Origin of the sequence: Occultella kanbiaonis, assembly GCF_009708215.1 — a bacterium.
GTDB lineage: Bacteria > Actinomycetota > Actinomycetes > Actinomycetales > Beutenbergiaceae > Occultella > Occultella kanbiaonis.
Window position 1 is genome coordinate 5,185,583 of the sequence record NZ_CP046175.1, and the last position, 17,244, is coordinate 5,202,826.

Genomic DNA, 17,244 nt, shown 5'->3' on the forward strand with positions numbered 1-17,244 from the left:
ACGCCCCGGTACCTTGCGGTACCGGGGCGCTCGACGTGCTGGTTGATCACTGCTGCGGGGGCGGACCACCCTGACCTGGGTACTGACCACCCTGGCCGGGGTACTGACCACCCTGGCCGGGGCCCTGCTGGAACGGCTGACCGGGCTGGTAGCTGTTCGGCTGGTACTGGCCCGGGCCGCCCTGCTGGGTGCCCGGCTGCACCGGCGAGTCCGTGGCGCGCGGCTGCGCGGCCGGGGCGTTCTGGTTGTAGGTGCCCACGTTGCCCTGGGTGTCCTGGAAGGACACCCGCGGCGCGGTCCGCACGGCCGGGTCTGTGACTTCGAAGTACTCGGCGCGGGAGAACTTGAACATGTTCGCGATGATGTTCGGCGGAAACGTCTCCACCTTGGTGTTCAGGTCCCGCACGTTCGCGTTGTAGAACCGGCGGCCGGCGGCGATCCGGTCCTCGGTGTTCGTCAGCTCGTTCTGGAGCTGGGTGAAGTTCTCGGCAGCCCGCAGCTGCGGGTAGGCCTCGGCGACGGCGAACAGCCGGCCGATCGCGTTCGAGAGCTGGTCCTCCTGGATGGCCTGCTGAGCCGGCGTGGCGCCCGGCGTCGCGGCCGCGGCGCGGGCCCGGGTGACCTCGTCGAAGACGCTGCGCTCGTGCGCGGCATAGCCCTTGACGGTCTCGATCAGGTTCGGGATCAGGTCATAGCGCCGGTGCAGTTCGACGTCGATCTGACGCCAGGCCTCCTGCACCAGGTTCCGCAGCTTCACGAAGCCGTTGTAGGTGCCTACGGCCCAGAGGACCACGATCAGAACCAGGACGACCACGATGAGGATGACGATCAAGCCTGCATCCATGGCGCTCACCTCCTGTACTCGTCGATGCCGGAGGGGGTCCGACCCCTTCCGCGGCGAGGTACCTGTGCGGCCCCCGTGCGGTCGATACTACTGGGGCTCGAGGCCTAGATCGGCTGCGGAGAGCACCCAGAGATAGGGCAGTTCTGCCCCCTGAACCGCCTCACGGGCGCCGGTGTCCCGGTCCACGATCGATGCCACGGCCACCACCTCGGCACCGGCCTCGCGGGCCGCGGCCACCGCGGTGAGGGCGCTGCCGCCGGTGGTCGAGGTGTCCTCCAGGACCACGACGCGCCGCCCGGCGACGTCCGGCCCTTCGACCTGCCGCTTCATGCCGTGCCCCTTGGCCTCCTTGCGCACCAGGAACGCGTCCAGGTCCAGGCCCCGGCTCGCCGCGGCGTGCTGGACCGCGCACACCACCGGGTCCGCACCGAGGGTCAGGCCGCCGACGGCGTCGATCTCGCCGGGCCCGAAGCCAGCCTCCTCGAGCGCGTCCAGGAGCAGGTGCCCGATCAAGGGTGCCGCCTCGTGGTGCAGGGTGGCTCGGCGCATGTCGACGTAGTAGTCGGCCTCGCGGCCGCTGCTCAGGGTGACCCGGCCGTGCACCACGGCCAGTTCGTTGATGAGTTCGGCCAGTCGCTGCAGGGGTGTGGTCTCGGTGGTCACGGGCGAGAGTGTATCGGCGTGCCGGCCGGCGGCCACCGACGGATACGGTGGGGTGGTGCGAGTGGCGACGTGGAATGTGAACTCGATCCGGGCCCGCGTGGATCGGGTCACCGACTGGCTCGAGCGCACCGGCACCGACGTGCTGGCCATGCAGGAGACCAAGTGCGCCGACGACCGGTTCCCGTACCTGCCCTTCGAGGCCCTCGGCTACGAGGTGGCCCACCACGGGCTGAACCAGTGGAACGGGGTCGCGATCGCGTCCCGGGTCGGCCTGACCGACGTGCAGCGCGCCTTCCCCGGCCAGCCCGGCTGGGCGGACCCGGCCACCGTCGAGGCCCGGGCGATCGGCGCCACCTGCGCCGGGCTGCGGATCTGGAGCCTGTACATCCCGAACGGGCGCACGCTCGGCGATCCCCACTACGAGTACAAGCTGGCCTGGCTGGCCGCGCTGCGTGAGGCGGGCACCGGGTGGCTGGCGGCCGACCCGACGGCGCCCATCGCCCTCCTCGGGGACTGGAACATCGCGCCCCATGACGAGGACGTCTGGGACATGGCCGTGTTCCAGGGCGCCACCCATGTCTCCCCGCCCGAGCGCGCCGCATTCGCCGCCATCGAGGCGGCCGGGTTCGCCGAGGTCACCCGGGCGCACCTTCCGCAGGTGTACACCTACTGGGACTACCAGCGGCTCCGGTTCCCACGCAACGAGGGCATGCGGATCGACTTCGCGCTCGCGTCGACGGCGTTCGCGGAGCGGGTGCACGGCGTCGCCGTGGACCGCAACGAGCGCAAGGGCAAGGGCGCCTCCGACCACGTGCCCGTGGTGCTCGAGGTGGATGCGCCGCCGGCCTGACCGCCGACGCTCAGGAGTCGAACCGAACGCGTAGGGCTCCAGCGTGCCGAGGACGAGCGCACGGCCGGCTGGATCCACCGATGCCGCGCAAGCCTCGTGCCGCCCGGTCAGGCGAGCGTGTTCTTGTGCAGGACGCCGCCCTTCATGATGGCCACCAGGTTCGCCGACGGGTCGGCGAGCAGGTCGATGTCGGCGACGGGGTCGCCGTCCACGAGCAGGAGGTCGGCGATCGCACCGGCGCGAACCTCGCCCAGCACGCCCGGATAGGGGTTGCGCTCGCCGCTCAGCGCGCACAGCTGTGCGTTCGCCGACGTCGCCATGGCCAGCACCTCAGCGGCGCCGAACCAGCGGGTCAGCTTCGCGAGCTGCGCGCCCTGGCGGGTCGCCAGCCGGGCGTCGAAGAGGGTGTCACTGCCCCAGGCGAGGTTGGCGCCGTGCTGCTTGGCCAGGTCGTAGGCGCGTTCGGTCCCCTCGAGGATCCGCTCCAGCTTCCACTCGCTCGTCGGTGGGACGGACACCTTGTCCTCGTCGTCGAGGAAGGGCTGCGGACACCACCACGCGTCGTGTTCGGCGATCATCGCGACGGTCTCGGAGTCGAGGAGATGGCCGTGTTCGATCGAGCGCACGCCGGCCCGCAGGGCGCGCTGGACGGCGGCCGGGGTGTAGGCGTGCACCATCACGTACGTGCCCCAGTCCGAGGCCGCGTCGACGGCGGCCCTCAGCTCGGCCTCGGTGTACTGGGTGACGTCGATCGGGTCGTAGGACGAGGCAACCCCGCCCCCGGCCATGACCTTGATCTGGGTGGCCCCGAGCCGCAGCTGCTCGCGGACGCCGCGCAGCACCTCGGGCACGCCGTCGGCGATCACGCACGCGCCGATCCGCTCGATGTGGGCGAGGTGGCCGCAGACCCCGCGCGGGAGCTCGAACGGGAACCGGAAGTCGCCGTGGCCGGAGGTCTGGGAGATCATCGCGCCGGCGGGGTAGATCCGTGGCCCGGGTACGAGACCCGCGTCGATCGCCCGCTTCAGCCCGAAGACCGGCCCGCCGGCCTCCCGGACCGTCGTGAACCCGCGCTGGAGGGTCGCCTCGGCCTCCCGCGCGGCCAGGATGTTCACGTAGCCGACGTCCGCGGTCATGAGGGCCTGCAGCGGCAGGGTTGCGAACATCGAGTGCCAGTGGGCGTCGATGAGGCCCGGCATCAGCACCCGGCCGCCGCCGTCGAGCTCGGCGCGGGATGCGCCGTCGGCCGGTGCGGCCACCGGTGATCTCGAGACCACCTCGATCACGCCGTCGCGGACGAGGACGTCGGAGGGATCAGACACCTGCGCGGATGTCCCGTCGAAGACTCGGACGTTGCGGAACAGGGTCTCGTTGGTCGCAGCCGTCATGGCACCCCTCTGCACGGTCGGCTCACTGCCGACGATCGGCCTGCCCCCAGGCACACCCGACGCTAGCGGCACCGCCATCGGGTGGGAAGCCAGCCGGGCGGGACGGTTAAAGTCGGTCCATGACGCAGACCCCGCCATGGCCCGACGGCACCCAGCCGGCCGCCTCCGACCCGGCGGTGCAACCAGACCCGCAGGGCCCGACGGCGCAGCCGAACGCGCAGGGCCCGACGGCGCAGCCAAGCGGGTGGGCCGACCCGGGTTCGGGTTGGGGTAACCCGGGCGGGCCCTCGGCGGCGCCGGCGGGTGGTTCCGCGCCGCAGCAGAGTGGGTACCCCGCTCAGCAGGCCGGATACGGACCGCAGCAGCAGGGCGGCTACGCACCACAGCCGGGCGGCACGCCACGACAGGGCGGTTACGCACCGCAGCAACAGGGCGGCTACGCACCACAGCCGGGCGGCACGCCACAACAGGGCGGCTACGCACCACAGCCGGGCGGCACGCCACAACAGGGCGGCTACGCACCGCAGCCGGGCGGTTACTACATCCCCCAGCCCGGCGGCACTCCGGCCGGGCCGGGCGCAGTTCCGGCCATTCCGCAGGCAGGTCCGCAGGCGCCGGCCCAGCCTCGTGGGCAGAGTTCCTACGGAAGCCGCCCGGCCTCGGCAGCCCCCGGCCCGCAGCAGCCGACCGGGACCGGTGGCTACGGACAGTTCACGTTCCCGGTCTTCGAGAAGCAGAAGCTCGAACCGATGGCGGTGGCCGCAGTCGCCACCGCCCCGCTCGGACCCGTGGGTCTGGTGCTCGGACTGCTCGCGCGGCCCCGGGTCCGACGGACCCGCCGCCGCAGCATGAACCTGGCCTGGGCCGGGATCGTCATCGGTGGCGCGTTCACGGTCGCGTGGATCCTGGTCGCCGTCACGCTCACCCTGAACGGGACGATCGCGCGGGCCACCGAGCGTCCCGTCGCCGGCGATGTGGACTCGGCGCGTAGCGTGGCCGCGGCGAACCTGGCGGTCGGCAACTGCATCTACACCCTTCCGCCGGCGCAGTCCGTGGGCGAGGTGCGCCTCGTGCCCTGCGCGGAGAGCCACATCGCGCAGGTGATCTCCACCCACGAGCTCACCGGAGACTTCCCGGGTGCGGAGGCGGTCGCGGCCCGGGCGACCGAGCTGTGCGATGCCGACGCGGCCGGGATCGACGCCGGCGACCTGGACGTGATGCCCTGGCACCTGGCCCCGAGCGCGGAGGGTTGGGGGCAGGGCAACACGACGGTGGTGTGCCTCGTGCGGGGCGCGACGGGACCCGTCGAGGGCGATCTGGTCAACGGCTGAGGCGGAGCCTGCGCCGACCGGCCCTCGAATGGGCCGAAGTCCCCATGGAACGCGTATGACGGACCTGCCAGGACACCCTAAAATTCGCACTATGAGCACCTCGTGGGATCCCTACCAGCAGCAGGGTCAGCAGCCCGGGTACGGGCAGCAACCCGGCTACGGCCAGCAACCGCAGCAGGGGGGCTACGGTCAGCAGCCCCAACCGGGCGGCTACGGACAGCAGCCAACGCCCGGTGCCTACGGACAACAGCCCCAGGCCGGCGGCTACGGACAGGCATCCCAGCCCGGCTACGGACAGGTGTCACAGCCCGGCTACGGGCAGCAGCCCCAGACCGGTTACGGGCAGGGCTCGCAGCCGAGTTTCGGCAACTACAGCCAGCCCGGCGGGTCCGGCAACTACTACGGCGGGCCGACGCCGCCCGCCCGCAACACCGGTGCGATCGTCGGAATCGCGATCGGCGTCGTGGTCCTGCTGGTGATCGGGTTCTTCGTGGTGCGGGGGCTCAACAACGGCGGCACCGAGGCGAACCCGAACGACGTCTCCGAACCGACCGAGATCGCCGACGTCGACCTGGTCCCCGGCAACTGTCTGGCGACGCTGGACTACAACGACAACCGGCTCCTGAACCAGGTCCCGTGCGCGGAGGTGCACGGTTTCGAGGTCGTCGCCGAGCAGGTCGTCGACGACACCGAGTTCTCCGACGAGTTCCCGGACCGCGCGGACGAGTTCTGCTTCGACTCCCTCCGTGAGATCATCCCCGGCGAATTCGACACCGAGCACGTCGGCTATCACACGTTCTACCCGTCCCAGGAGACCTGGGACGCCGGGGACCGCAAGCTGACCTGCCTGGTCTCGGCCACGGATGGGCTCGAGTTCACCGGCAGCTTCATCGCCGGGGACGCCGCGATCGGCTGATCGGTCCAGCTCCCCTGAACAGCCGAACGCCGGTGGGTCGGCACTGCCGACCCACCGGCGTTCGGGTGCTGCGCGATGTCGATCCGGTCAGCCCGCGTTCAGCACCAGGCCCGGTGCCTCGGAATCGTCCGAGACGTCCACGAGGACGCGGTCGCCGTCGGCGACCTCCCCGGCCAGCAGCATCCGGGCGAGCGGGTCGCCGATCTGCCGCTGGATGAGCCGGCGCAACGGGCGCGCCCCATAGGCCGGGTCGTACCCGTCCAGGGCCAGCCACTCACGTGCGGCCGGACTCACCTCAAGGTCGAGCCTGCGCTCGGCGAGCCGATCCGCGAGCCGGGCGACCTGCAGGTCGACGATCTCGCCGAGTTCGGCGACGGTGAGCGCATCGAAGATGACCACCTCGTCGAGCCGGTTCAGGAACTCGGGCTTGAACGAGGCCCGCACGGCGGCCATGACCGCCTCGCGCTTGGCGTCCTCGGACAGGCCCGGGTCCACCAGGAACTGCGAGCCGAGGTTCGAGGTCAGCACCAGGATCACGTTGCGGAAGTCCACGGTGCGGCCCTGACCGTCGGTCAGCCGACCGTCGTCGAGCACCTGCAGGAGGATGTCGAACACCTCCGGGTGAGCCTTCTCCACCTCGTCCAGGAGCACCACCGAGTACGGCCGCCGGCGCACTGCCTCGGTGAGCTGGCCACCCTCCTCGTACCCGACGTACCCGGGCGGGGCGCCGACGAGCCGGGCCACGGAGTGCTTCTCGGAGTACTCGCTCATGTCCACGCGCACGATGGCGCGCTCGTCGTCGAAGAGGAAGTCCGCCAGGGACTTCGCCAGCTCGGTCTTGCCGACCCCGGTGGGCCCGAGGAACAGGAACGAACCGGTGGGCCGGTCCGGGTCCGAGATGCCGGCCCGGGAACGGCGTACCGCGTCCGAGACCGCGCGGACGGCGTCCCGCTGCCCGATCAGCCGCTGCCCCACGACGTCCTCCATGTGCAGGAGCTTCTGGGTCTCGCCCTCGAGGAGCCGCCCGGTCGGGATACCGGTCCAGGAGGCGACCACCTCGGCGATCTCCTCCGGGCCGACGCGGTCCGCGATCATCGGCTCGACGGCACTGGGAGAGGCGTTCGCCTCGGCCGCCTCGGCCGCGGCGATGTCCCGCTGGACCGCGGGGATCTCACCGTAGAGCAGCCGGGACGCGTTCTCCAGGTCGCCCTCCCGCTGGGCCCGTTCGGCCTCGGTGCGCAGGGCGTCCAGGCGCGACTTCAGGTCCCCGACGCGGTTGTGGCCCTCCTTCTCGGCCTCCCACCGGGCGTTCAGCGCGGCGAGCTCCTCCGAGCGGTCGGCGAGGTCCGCGCGCAGCTTCTCCAGGCGCGCCTGGGACGCCTCGTCGTCGGACTCGGAGAGGTAGGACTCCTCCATCTTCAGGCGGTCGACGGCGCGGCGGAGCTCGTCGATCTCGATCGGCGAGGAGTCGAGCTCCATGCGCAGCCGGGAGGCGGACTCGTCGATCAGGTCGATCGCCTTGTCCGGCAGCTGTCGGCCGGGGATGTACCGGTCGGACAGTTGCGCGGCCGCCACGAGTGCGCCGTCGGAGATCGTCACCTGGTGGTGCGCCTCGTACTTGGGCGCGATGCCGCGCAGGATCGCGACGGTGTCCGCCACGGACGGCTCGCCCACGAACACCTGCTGGAACCGGCGCTCCAGCGCCGGGTCGGACTCGATGTGCTCACGGAACTCGTCGAGCGTGGTGGCACCGACCATCCGCAGCTCGCCGCGGGCGAGCATCGGCTTGAGCATGTTGCCGGCGTCCATGGACCCCTCCGAGGCGCCCGCACCGACCACGGTGTGCAGCTCGTCGATGAAGGTGACCACTTCGCCGTCGGACGCCTTGATCTCGTCGAGGACGGCCTTGAGCCGCTCCTCGAACTCGCCCCGGTACTTCGCGCCGGCGACCATCGCGGCCAGGTCGAGTGCGATCAGCCGCTTGTCCCGCAGCGAGTCCGGCACGTCGCCGTCCACGATCCGCTGGGCCAGTCCCTCGACGACCGCAGTCTTGCCGACGCCGGGCTCGCCGATCAGGACCGGGTTGTTCTTGGTGCGCCGGGACAGTACCTGGACCACCCGGCGGATCTCCGCGTCTCGGCCGATGATCGGGTCGATCTTGCCCTCGCGGGCGGCCTGGGTGAGGTCCTGACCGTACTTCTCCAGGGCCTGGTACGTGCCCTCCGGGTCGGCCGAGGTGACCTTCGCACTGCCGCGCACCCGGGGCAGGGCGTCGAGCAGCCGGTCCCGGTCGGCGCCCGCGGAGCGGAGCACGTCCCCGACGGCGCCGGTGTCCTTCGCGAGGCCGAGCAGCAGGTGCTCGGTGGACACATAGGCATCCCCGAGCGCGGTCGCCTCGTCGCCGGCCGCCTTGACGGCGGTCGCGAGGGACCGGGACATCTGCGGCTGGTTCACCGACGAGCCGGAGGCCGCCGGCAGGGCCACGACGATGGCGCGCACCCGATCGGTGACGGCGGCCCGGTCCGCGCCCACGGCGTCGAGCAGGGCAGCGGCGACGCCGCCCTCCTGCTCGATCAGTGCCTGGAGCAGGTGTGCGGGCTCCAGTTGCGGGTTGCCGGATGCGGTCGCGGCCTGCAGGGCGGCGGCAACCGCCTCCTGCGACTTCGTGGTGAGTTTGGTGTCCAAGAGAACCTCCGGGTATCAGTGCTGTGTCTGATAGTGACAACGCCACCCAAGATTGAGTCTATTCCACTCAACTCTGGTCTTGATCACTGGATCTCAGTACGCCGCACCGACCGGGGCCAGGTCCTGGGAGCCGGTCACCCGGAGCAACGCGAGCGCCTGCGCCGCGGGTGTGCCGGGGGTCGCGGAGTAGACCAACAGGGTCTGATCCGCGCAGGGCATGGACACGGTGTCGCAGTCGAGCACGATCCGGCCGAGGTCGGGGTGGTCCACCGTGGTCGTCAGCGACTGCCAGTCGCAGGTGTGACCCTCGCCCCACAGCCGTTCGAAATCGACGCTGCCGCGGCGCAGGTCCTTGATGAGCCGCTGCAGGGGTAGGTCCTCGGGATAGCGAGCCATCGCGGTGCGCAGTGTCGCCACGGACGTGAGCTTCACGGCCGCCAGGTCCTCCGGGGTCATCGCGACACGGCCGGACTCGGCGCCCAGGAACCGCTGCCAGATGATGTTGCGCTCCCGGTCCGGCCACCGGGACAGGTCTCCGAGCAGCGCCGTGGCCATCGGGTTCCAGGCCAGCACGTCGCTCTTGGCGGAGAGCACCAGCCCGGGTAGGTCCGTGAGCCGGTCGAGCAGCCGGAGCAGGCCGGGACGCACGCTCATCTGGACCTGTCCCGGCCGCGGCGGCGCCGCGTCCGCGAGGACGTACAGCTGGTCCCGCTCCGGGTCGGGTAGCCGCAGGGCACGGGAGAGCGCCTGCAGCACCTGCGTGGAGGGGTGCGGCCCCCGGCCCTGCTCCAGCCGGACGATGTACTCCACGCTCAGGCCCGCGAGCTGGGCGACCTCCTCCCGGCGCAGGCCCGGCACCCGGCGCCGGGATCCGGCCGGCAGGCCGACGTCCTCGGGCCGCACCCGCTGCCGGGCTCGACGCAGCAGGGCGGCCAACTCGTTGCGGTTCACGCCCCCAGCATGCCCCCGGGTGGCCGCCGCCGCGAGGGTCGGCGGCCGTGGATCCTGGTATCGGGGGTACCAGGGTCCGCGCTACCTGGAAGGACCGGGCACCTGGAGCCACGGTGGAGCCATGACAACCACCGAACCGAACACCGCAGCCCGACCGACCGACCCGACCTCCGCCGTCGATCATCGAACGGCTGCGGGCGACCCGGCCCACGAGCAGACCACCGTGCTGGTCACCGGCGCCAACCGAGGGATCGGGCTCACCACCGCACGCCGCCTCGGGGAGCTCGGCTGGCGGGTCCTGCTCGGCGCCCGCGATGCCGGCCGGGGCGAGGCCGCGGCGGCGGACCTGGCCGCCGCGGGCCTGGACGTGAGCGCGGTCACGCTCGACGTGACATCTCAGGACTCGGTGCTGGCCGCCGTCGAGCAGGTGCGTGCGCACCACGACCACCTCGACGTCCTGATCAACAACGCGGGCGTCCTCGGCGCGACCGGTGACCCGGCGCGGACCGTCGCCGCCGACTTCCTCGCCCCCTACGGCGTGAACGTGCTCGGGCCGGTCCGGGTGACCCAGGCCTTCCTGCCGTTGCTGCGCGCCGCCCGGCGTCCCCGGGTGGTCATGGTCTCCAGCAGCCTCGGGTCGATCACCCTCACGTCCGACCCCCAGCGCATGGAGCACGCGACCCAGGAACTCGTCTACACCTCGTCCAAGGCCGCGCTGAACATGATGACCACCCAGTACGCGCGCGCCATCGAACAGGTGCAGTTCAACCTGGTGGACCCCGGGTACACGGAGACCGACATGAGCCCCCAGGGCACCCAGACCGTCATCGAGGGCACCGACGCCATCGTCGCTGCGGCTCAGGTGGGCCCAGGGGTCACCGGCACGTTCGCGGACCGCTTCGGCGTGGTGCCGTGGTGAGGCGCGCAGCCCTGCGTGCCCGCCGTGCGCGGCGGTCAGAACGCGGGCACGGCGGACCGCGGGTCGACGCCGGCGAAGGCCAGGGCGATCACCGTGCCGGCGAACTCCTCGACCTGCCGGGCACGATCCAGGCCACCGAGGACGTGCGGCGTCGCCCCGACGTCCCGGACGAGCCGGATGACGTCCGCCAGCGCGGAGGGGTCGTCGCCCGCGATCGTCACGACGTCGTCGGGGCCCGCACCGTCCCATCGGGACGCCGGGTGGACGTTGAACGCCTTCACGACCCGGGCTCCCGGCGCACGGGAAGCAATGTGTTCTGCGGCCGAGCCGGTGGCGAGGCGATGCCTTCCCACGCCGTGGCCGACGGGGTTGGTCGGGTCGATCAGGGTCACCCCGGAGAGGGCATGGTCTCCGGCTCTGACCTGAGCGAGGACGTCGTCGACCGCGGACCACGGAACGGCCACCAGGACGACATCGGCGCCCGCCACGGCATCGGCAGGTGAGGCGGCCGTGGCACGGTGCCCGATGTCGGACGCGAGGTTCTGGGCGTTCGCCAGCGACCGGCCGCCGATCACGACCGTGTGTCCGCGTGCGGCCCAGCGGCCGCCGAGGGTTCGTGCGATGTTCCCAGCGCCCAGGATGCCGATCCGGACCGCTGCAGGTGGTGCGAGCGTCGCTTCAGTCATAGGACAACGGTAGGAGGACCGCCACGCACCGAACGGTGCGCGCCGGGTGTGGAGAATGGGTCGCGTGACCCACCGATCGCCGAACCTGCCCGAGGACCGGGTCGCCGATTGCCACGTCAGGGCTGCCACCGATGTGCTCAGCCATCGGTGGGACGGTGTCGTGCTTGCGGCGCTCGGCGACGGCCCTCGCCGCAGGGTCGATCTGCGAGCCCGCATCGGCCAGGTCCGGGACAAGCCGTTGACCGAGGCTCTCGCGCGCTTGCTCGCGGCAGGCCTCATCTCCCGGCGCGAAGGTGCGGGTGCAGCCCCCGGCGTCGTCTACGAACTGACGCCGCTCGGGCGCAGCTTCCACGACGGACCGTTGCAGGCGCTGGCCACCTGGGCGCAACGGCACGGCCACGAGCTATCGGCCGGCGGCTACCAGGCGCTGCCGTAGCAGACGAAGGGTGCGGGGGGACCATCATGCTCGGCCAGGGCCGCGGCGAGCGCGGTGGCGGAGTCCGCGCCGGCCGCCAGTCGCGTGTGCACGCCCGCCATCACATCCGCGGCGGCACGGTCGTTCACGTTCGCCACGCCCGCGACCACGGCGCGGGTGCCCAACTGCAGCAGCACGCTCGCCAGCCCGAGCGGCTGGTCCCCGGGACGCACGCTGACCAGACCCGCCTCGCAGGCCGAGATGAGCACGCAGCCGCCGCGCAGGTTCTGGTCCTCCAGCTCGTGCGCGAACAACGGACCGTCCGCCAGGCGCAGCGACGAGAACAGCGGACTCTGGGGCTGGTGCAACCCGTGGGCGGCCACGTGGACCACGTCGTGGTCGGCCAGGGCGGTGCGGACCCGGCCGGCCGTGGCGCCGGCACCACCGAGGACCTCGGCACCGGGCCAGGCCGCGCCGACCCGGGAGACCTCGTCCTCGGCCCGGTCCAGGCCCGGCCCGGCAACGGCCAGCACGGTGGGCCGGTCCGGGCGCACCCCGGCCCGCCAGGCACGCCACCACATCGTCGCGCTCGGGGCGACGACGGTCGGCAGTCCGCGCCGGGACGGCAGCAGCGTCCACGGGACCGCGGCGAGATTCCCACCGGTGGCGAGCACGAGGGGGCCGCCCGCCCCGGAGCCGGCGAGCAGGATCTCGTCCAGCTGGGCCAGCTCGTCCGCGAGCGCGGTCCGGACCGTGCTCGCGATCGGCTCGGGCAGCAGCGGCAGCGCCAACGCGTCCAGGTCGGCGCGCACCCGCCGCATCAGTTCGGCCACCTGCGTGGTGGACCCGAGCTCGCGGACCCGGGACCGGCCCGCGGTCACCTCGACGGCGTACCACCGGCCGCCGTACGCGCCGAAGTTCACGAGCGTGGCACCGGGGTCGGTCCGCAGCACCTCGCGGACCCGGCCGAGGGTGACCACGTCGGTGTCCACCGGTGCCGCACCGTCACGCTCCCAGGCTCGGGACCGGATCTGACGCTGCAGGTCGGCGACGCGCTCGCGCAGCCGGGCCCGCTGGGAGGCGTGCTCGGGTTCGCCGATGAGGTCCCGGGACTCCTCCTCTGCACGCCGCAGCGCTCCGAGGAGCTCGGCGCCCGCCGGGTCCGCCGGCCCGCTCACGCCGGGCACGCGGACAAGGACCGATCGCGCCCACTCGAGGCTGTCGAACAGTCGTGCCGCGCCGCCGTCGGCCAGGGCCAGTGCGGTCCCGAGACCGGCCAGACGGGACCCGTGCACGGCCGCGGCGGTGCGCAGGTCGAGCGAGTCGAACGTGGCCCGGTGGTCGGTCAGCTCGGCCAGACCGACCCGCACCTCACGCCGCGCCCGCGCGGGATCCTGACGGGCGAGGGCGAGCTGGGCGCGCACCTCACGCCGCTCGATGCGCGTCCGGAACGTGTCATCCGGGCGCAGCCGGAGCACGGCGTCGAGCGACGGCGACCCCTCGACGCCCTCGGTCCCCGCTGCCCCACCACGCACCGGGTCCTCGCCAGCGGCGAGCCTGGTGCCGGCCAGCAGCAGGCCCCCGGCATCGGCGAGGTCCCGTCGACCCTCTCCCGCTACGGTCTCGACGAACTGTGCGATCCGGGTCGCCAACCGGGACAGCCGGGCCGGCGACGCGGCGACGAGCGCACGCTCGCAGCGCAGGGCCACGAACTCGCTGCGCCGCTGCCACATCACGTTGCCCCGGCGGCGGAACCGCCGGGCGGCCCCCAGCGCGAGGGTGCGCCCACGGTCGGGGGCACCTTCGACGAGCGCACATTCGGCGCGCAGCAGTTCCACCTCGGCGAGTTCCTGGCCGCGCCGGTCCGCCCGGAACAGATCGGCCGCGGCAGCGAGAGCTACGTCCGCGTCGCGGACCAGGCCGGCCTCTCGGAGCACCCGGGCGCGGTCCAGGTAGAACACCGGGTTGCGCCCGCCCGGTGCGATGTCAGCGGCGGCGGACATCTCCGCCAGCGCCCGCGGCAGGTTGCCGGCCAGGAAGTCGGTGTAGCCGAGGTTGTGGCGGGCCATCGACTCGACGAGCACGTCGCCCTCGGCGGCGGCGATCTCGACGCCGGCGCGCAGGTCCACGCGGGCCTGGTCCAGGCGGCCGAACTCGAGGGCGAGCGTGCCCCGGTTGACCAGGATCCGGACCTGATCCCGGGGCAGCGCCACGTCGATGAGTTCCATCGCGTGCCCGAAGGCATCCGCGGCATCGGCCAGCCGCCCGGAACGCATCAGCAGCAGCGCCTGCTGGCCACGGATCGCGGCCCGCACCGCGTCCGCACCGGCCGCCTCGGCATGCTCGGCGGCCAGCCGCAGGTGCTGCTGGGCCGCGGACAGGTCGGCATCGGTGTCGAACGTGGAGGTGGCCAGGCCGACGTAGGCGCGGGCCAGCACGAGCTCGGCACCCGGACGCCCGTCCGCGGCGGTCTCGACCGTGCGGACCAGCTCCCGGAGCATCCGCGCGGCAGCCGCGGAGTGGCCCTCGGCGTTGCGCCCGAGCCCCTCCGCGAGTCGTTGCTCAGCCAGGTCCAGGTCGAGCACCTGCGGGCCTCCGGAGGGGTTCGGCTCCTACAGTTCGAAGAGCGGTGTCACCACCGTAGTGGTGCCGATCTCGAATACGAGCTGCACGAAGCCCTCGGGGACGTTGTCGAAGACGAATCGGCCGGTCGGTTCACTCCGGGTGCTGAGCTCGCGGCCGTCCATCCGCAGACGCACCGCCAGCTCGCGCGGCGGCGCGATCCACCCGTCGAGCCGGGCGCTGGTACCGCTGTGCCCCACGGTGACCATCGCCGTCAGGGACTCGGCCGAGAACGTCAGCGTGTGCGTGCGGGTCACCGCCATCTCCGAGCGGACCCCGGCTCCGACCGTGGGCACCCGGGTCAGTTCGGCGACCTCGGTCATCAGTTCGGAGAGGGCGACGGCGAACTTGAGCCGGTCCACGAGTCCATCCGGGACCGGGTCCTGCTCCTCGTAGAACCGGCGCAGGCCGGCGAGCATCGCCGCGTCCCGGTCGTCGAGGGGTTCGGCGGCCGAGGCCACCTCCGCGGCCGTCCAGCGTTCCTTGTCGGTCATGACGCCCACCCCGGGTCGGTCGAGAGCTTCGCGCGCAGCCGGGCAAGGCACCGGCCGCGCGTCGGTCCGATACTGCCGACCGGCATGCCGAGCGCCTCCGCGATCGCGGCGTAGTCGGGCCGGTCGGCGAAGGCGATCACGCGCAGAAGCTCCCGGCATCGATCGGAAAGCTCCCGGACGTGGTGCCAGAGCCGCACGTCACGTTCGTTACGGACGGCGACGTGCTCGGGCAGGTCCTCGGCGGGCACCGCGACCCGGTCGATCTCGTCCGTCTCGGCGTCCGGCCGCGGCGTCGACGTGTGCGCCAGCTCGTTCCCACGCACCCGGGAGACCCGCCAGGACTCCCGCTTGGTGGTCACCAGCAGCCACTTCACGACGGTGCGTGGATCGCGCACCGACGCCGCGCTGCGGACCAGGCTCAACCAGACCGTCTGCAGCACGTCCTCGGCCTCGGTGCGGTCAAGGCCCTGCCCGCGCGAGGTGTGCCACAGCAACGGCGTGAGCATGCCGACCAGGTCGTCGAACGCCGTCCGGTCGCCGCCACGGAACCGTTCGAACGCCGCGCTGGCGCGGACCACAAGGGTCTCGCCCGGGCTGGCCTCGATCATCACGAACCACCGCCGTCCGCGGCGCGCGCGCCCGGCAGGTTCGCGAGGGCCTTACGACCCCGCTCGACGGCGTCGGCCGCCTTGGTCGAGTCGGCGCCACCCGCGTACAGCTCGGCCAGGGTGGCCGCGACCTCTCCTGCGAACACGGGGGCGGCGAAGGACGTGCCGCTCCAGGTGGCGAACCCGGACGCGAAGTCGTCCGGGTCGATGCTGGCCCGGATCCTGCCCTCGTGGGCCAGCGACGCCACCGGGTTCAGCGAGGTGTTGATCGTGGTCGGGAAGGTGCTGACCAGGCCGGCGCCGACCCGACGGTGCAGCACCCATGGGCCCTCGTTCGAGAAGAGTGCCACCGTGCTGCCGTTCGGGTTCAGGGCTCCGACGGCCTGCAGCGGCAGCCCATCCGGTGCGGTCCGCGCCGGGCCACCCGGGTAGTCGGCGAACGCGGCGGGGAACATCTCGCGGGTGGTGGCGTCGTTGCCCGAGGCCGCCACGACCGTCACACCGAGGGCGCCCAACGCCTTCAGCGGCAGCCACAGGAGCGGGTCGAAGGCAAGGTCCGCCGGCTGCTCGTGGTAGTACCCGAGGGACAGCGACAACACGTCGACCGGCGGCATCTCGGGGTCGCCGGCCGCCATCGCGACCACCTGCCACAGCACCAGCCGGCGCAGCGAGCGCACCAGCTGGGACTCGGCCACCACGCCGTCGCCCCGGAACACCCGGACCGAGAGGATCCGGGCATCCGCGGACTGCTGCCGGATCAGCCCGGCGATGAACGTGCCGTGACCGGCGTCCGCCTCGAGCCCGCCGACGAGCGGGTTCGCGGTGCCGGTCTCCTCGGTGTCCGGCACGAGCCGGGGCAGACCGAGGGGCAGACCGAGTACCTCGGGGTCACGGATGACGACGTCCGAGCCGAGCCACGGGTGCTCGCCGACCCCGGTGTCGAGCACGGCCACGACGGGCCGGCGCACGTTCGGATCGTTGCGCGGAGCGGGCTCGGGGCCGAGCCATGCCACCGGCTGGCGGCCGCCGGAACCGGGCATCGCGTAGGTCGAGAGCCCGTTGTTGCTGTGCGGGATCGTGTAGGGGACACCGCCACCGCTGGAGGAGACGTCGTGCGGTGCGCCACCGGCGACGTGCGGGATCGTGTAGGGCGTGCCGCCGATGTCCGTGGCGGAGAACACGAGGTGGTCGAGGGCCACCTCGTCGGCGCGGCCGGTCGCGGCCCGGTACGCCTGCACCAGGCGCCACGCGTCCACCGGCTCCGCGGGGGCGGCGGGGTCCAGTCGGACCACCCGGGCGCTCTCCACCCAGTTCTCCTCGATCAGGCCGCGCACCTCGGGCCCGAACTCGGGCCGGCCGAGGTATTCGCGTTCGGCCCTCGCCTCGTCGTCCTCGACCAGGCCGAGGCCCAGCTCCCGGGCGATGTTGCCGAGGGCCTTCAGGGCACCCTCGACGGCGGCGCCTCGGATCAGGACCGAGTCCACGGAGTAGACGGTCGGGTGCAGGGCCACCTCCTCGGCCCGCTGGACCGCGGTGGAGGGGTCCAGGACGCGGGCGCGGTAGCGCTCCCAGGATGCGTTCGGCAGACCGATCGGTGGTTCCGATACCAGTGGAACGTTGGCCTCGCCTGGGGTGTTCTGACTCACGTCCTTGTTCTCCTGTTGTTCGACGGGCGGTGCGACGGGCAGGGTCTTCCGCGGGCCGGGGGACGCTCGCGGTTCGAGCCTAGTGCGGCGTCGAGTGGCCGACCAGGGTCTGAGCGGGCTCCGGACCCACATGGCCGAGGAGGTGCTCGGCCGGGGCCTGATACACGCGGTCGGGCCTGGATCCTGCGGAGAGGCAGCGGTGTCGACGTCCGGGGTATCAGGACCG

The 17,244-nt window shown here is 72.5% G+C and carries 15 protein-coding genes; 5 read left to right on the forward strand and 10 right to left on the reverse strand.

Annotation, left to right across the window (positions count from 1 at the left end):
- Positions 1–46 precede the first annotated feature (46 nt).
- Positions 47–844: a LemA family protein gene (locus GKS42_RS23715; RefSeq protein ID WP_154796064.1), complete on the reverse strand. Its 798-nt coding sequence runs from the start codon at positions 842–844 to the stop codon at positions 47–49.
- Between the two features lie 87 nt (positions 845–931).
- Positions 932–1,507 carry an orotate phosphoribosyltransferase gene (gene pyrE, locus GKS42_RS23720; protein ID WP_154796065.1) on the reverse strand — a complete coding sequence of 192 codons (576 nt, stop codon included), beginning with the start codon at positions 1,505–1,507 and terminating at the stop codon, positions 932–934.
- 55 nt (positions 1,508–1,562) lie between these two features.
- Between pyrE and GKS42_RS23725 the strand changes: the two genes are divergently transcribed.
- Positions 1,563–2,357: an exodeoxyribonuclease III gene (locus GKS42_RS23725; RefSeq protein ID WP_154796066.1), complete on the forward strand. Its 795-nt coding sequence runs from the start codon at positions 1,563–1,565 to the stop codon at positions 2,355–2,357.
- Positions 2,358–2,464: 107 nt separating this feature from the next.
- Here the strand turns inward: GKS42_RS23725 and GKS42_RS23730 are convergent, their stop codons facing one another.
- Entirely contained in the window at positions 2,465–3,745 is a 1,281-nt protein-coding gene (locus GKS42_RS23730) for a metal-dependent hydrolase family protein (RefSeq protein ID WP_154796067.1), read from the reverse strand.
- Between the two features lie 119 nt (positions 3,746–3,864).
- Here GKS42_RS23730 and GKS42_RS23735 point away from each other — a divergent pair, with 119 nt between their 5' ends.
- Both GKS42_RS23735 and GKS42_RS23740 read left to right on the forward strand, forming a co-directional pair.
- On the forward strand, positions 3,865–5,076 hold the full coding sequence (locus GKS42_RS23735) for a hypothetical protein (RefSeq protein WP_154796068.1): 1,212 nt from the start codon (positions 3,865–3,867) through the stop codon (positions 5,074–5,076).
- A gap of 91 nt (positions 5,077–5,167) precedes the next feature.
- A complete protein-coding gene (locus tag GKS42_RS23740; RefSeq protein ID WP_154796069.1) occupies positions 5,168–5,992 on the forward strand; it encodes a septum formation family protein in 825 nt (274 codons plus the stop codon).
- A gap of 87 nt (positions 5,993–6,079) precedes the next feature.
- On the opposite strand, the gene clpB is transcribed toward GKS42_RS23740, so the two are convergent.
- Together clpB and GKS42_RS23750 are read right to left on the reverse strand one after the other, a co-directional pair.
- Positions 6,080–8,677, reverse strand: coding sequence for an ATP-dependent chaperone ClpB (clpB, locus tag GKS42_RS23745; RefSeq protein ID WP_154796070.1), 2,598 nt, complete (start codon positions 8,675–8,677; stop codon positions 6,080–6,082).
- A gap of 93 nt (positions 8,678–8,770) precedes the next feature.
- Positions 8,771–9,628 carry a helix-turn-helix transcriptional regulator gene (locus GKS42_RS23750; protein ID WP_154796071.1) on the reverse strand — a complete coding sequence of 286 codons (858 nt, stop codon included), beginning with the start codon at positions 9,626–9,628 and terminating at the stop codon, positions 8,771–8,773.
- Positions 9,629–9,749: 121 nt separating this feature from the next.
- Between GKS42_RS23750 and GKS42_RS23755 the strand changes: the two genes are divergently transcribed.
- Positions 9,750–10,547 (forward strand): SDR family NAD(P)-dependent oxidoreductase, encoded by a 798-nt coding sequence (locus tag GKS42_RS23755; RefSeq protein WP_154796072.1) that lies wholly within the window; start codon positions 9,750–9,752, stop codon positions 10,545–10,547.
- Positions 10,548–10,582: 35 nt separating this feature from the next.
- Here the strand turns inward: GKS42_RS23755 and GKS42_RS23760 are convergent, their stop codons facing one another.
- Positions 10,583–11,233: an NADPH-dependent F420 reductase gene (locus GKS42_RS23760; RefSeq protein ID WP_154796073.1), complete on the reverse strand. Its 651-nt coding sequence runs from the start codon at positions 11,231–11,233 to the stop codon at positions 10,583–10,585.
- Positions 11,234–11,297: 64 nt separating this feature from the next.
- Here GKS42_RS23760 and GKS42_RS23765 point away from each other — a divergent pair, with 64 nt between their 5' ends.
- Positions 11,298–11,669, forward strand: a complete 372-nt coding sequence (locus tag GKS42_RS23765) for a winged helix-turn-helix transcriptional regulator (protein ID WP_232847823.1) — start codon at positions 11,298–11,300, stop codon at positions 11,667–11,669.
- Here GKS42_RS23765 and GKS42_RS23770 read toward each other — a convergent pair.
- From GKS42_RS23770 to GKS42_RS23785, 4 genes are read right to left on the reverse strand one after another with little or no spacing between them, the layout of a single operon-like run.
- Positions 11,651–14,233, reverse strand: coding sequence for a CHAT domain-containing protein (locus tag GKS42_RS23770; protein ID WP_154796075.1), 2,583 nt, complete (start codon positions 14,231–14,233; stop codon positions 11,651–11,653). The genes GKS42_RS23765 and GKS42_RS23770 overlap by 19 nt on opposite strands.
- Positions 14,234–14,260: 27 nt before the next feature.
- Positions 14,261–14,764: a carboxypeptidase regulatory-like domain-containing protein gene (locus tag GKS42_RS23775; protein WP_154796076.1), complete on the reverse strand. Its 504-nt coding sequence runs from the start codon at positions 14,762–14,764 to the stop codon at positions 14,261–14,263.
- Positions 14,761–15,372 carry an RNA polymerase sigma factor gene (locus GKS42_RS23780; RefSeq protein WP_154796077.1) on the reverse strand — a complete coding sequence of 204 codons (612 nt, stop codon included), beginning with the start codon at positions 15,370–15,372 and terminating at the stop codon, positions 14,761–14,763. The genes GKS42_RS23775 and GKS42_RS23780 overlap by 4 nt, the downstream gene beginning before the upstream one ends.
- A complete protein-coding gene (locus GKS42_RS23785) occupies positions 15,372–17,018 on the reverse strand; it encodes a S8/S53 family peptidase (RefSeq protein WP_168217968.1) in 1,647 nt (548 codons plus the stop codon). The genes GKS42_RS23780 and GKS42_RS23785 overlap by 1 nt, the downstream gene beginning before the upstream one ends.
- Positions 17,019–17,244: the final 226 nt, after the last annotated feature.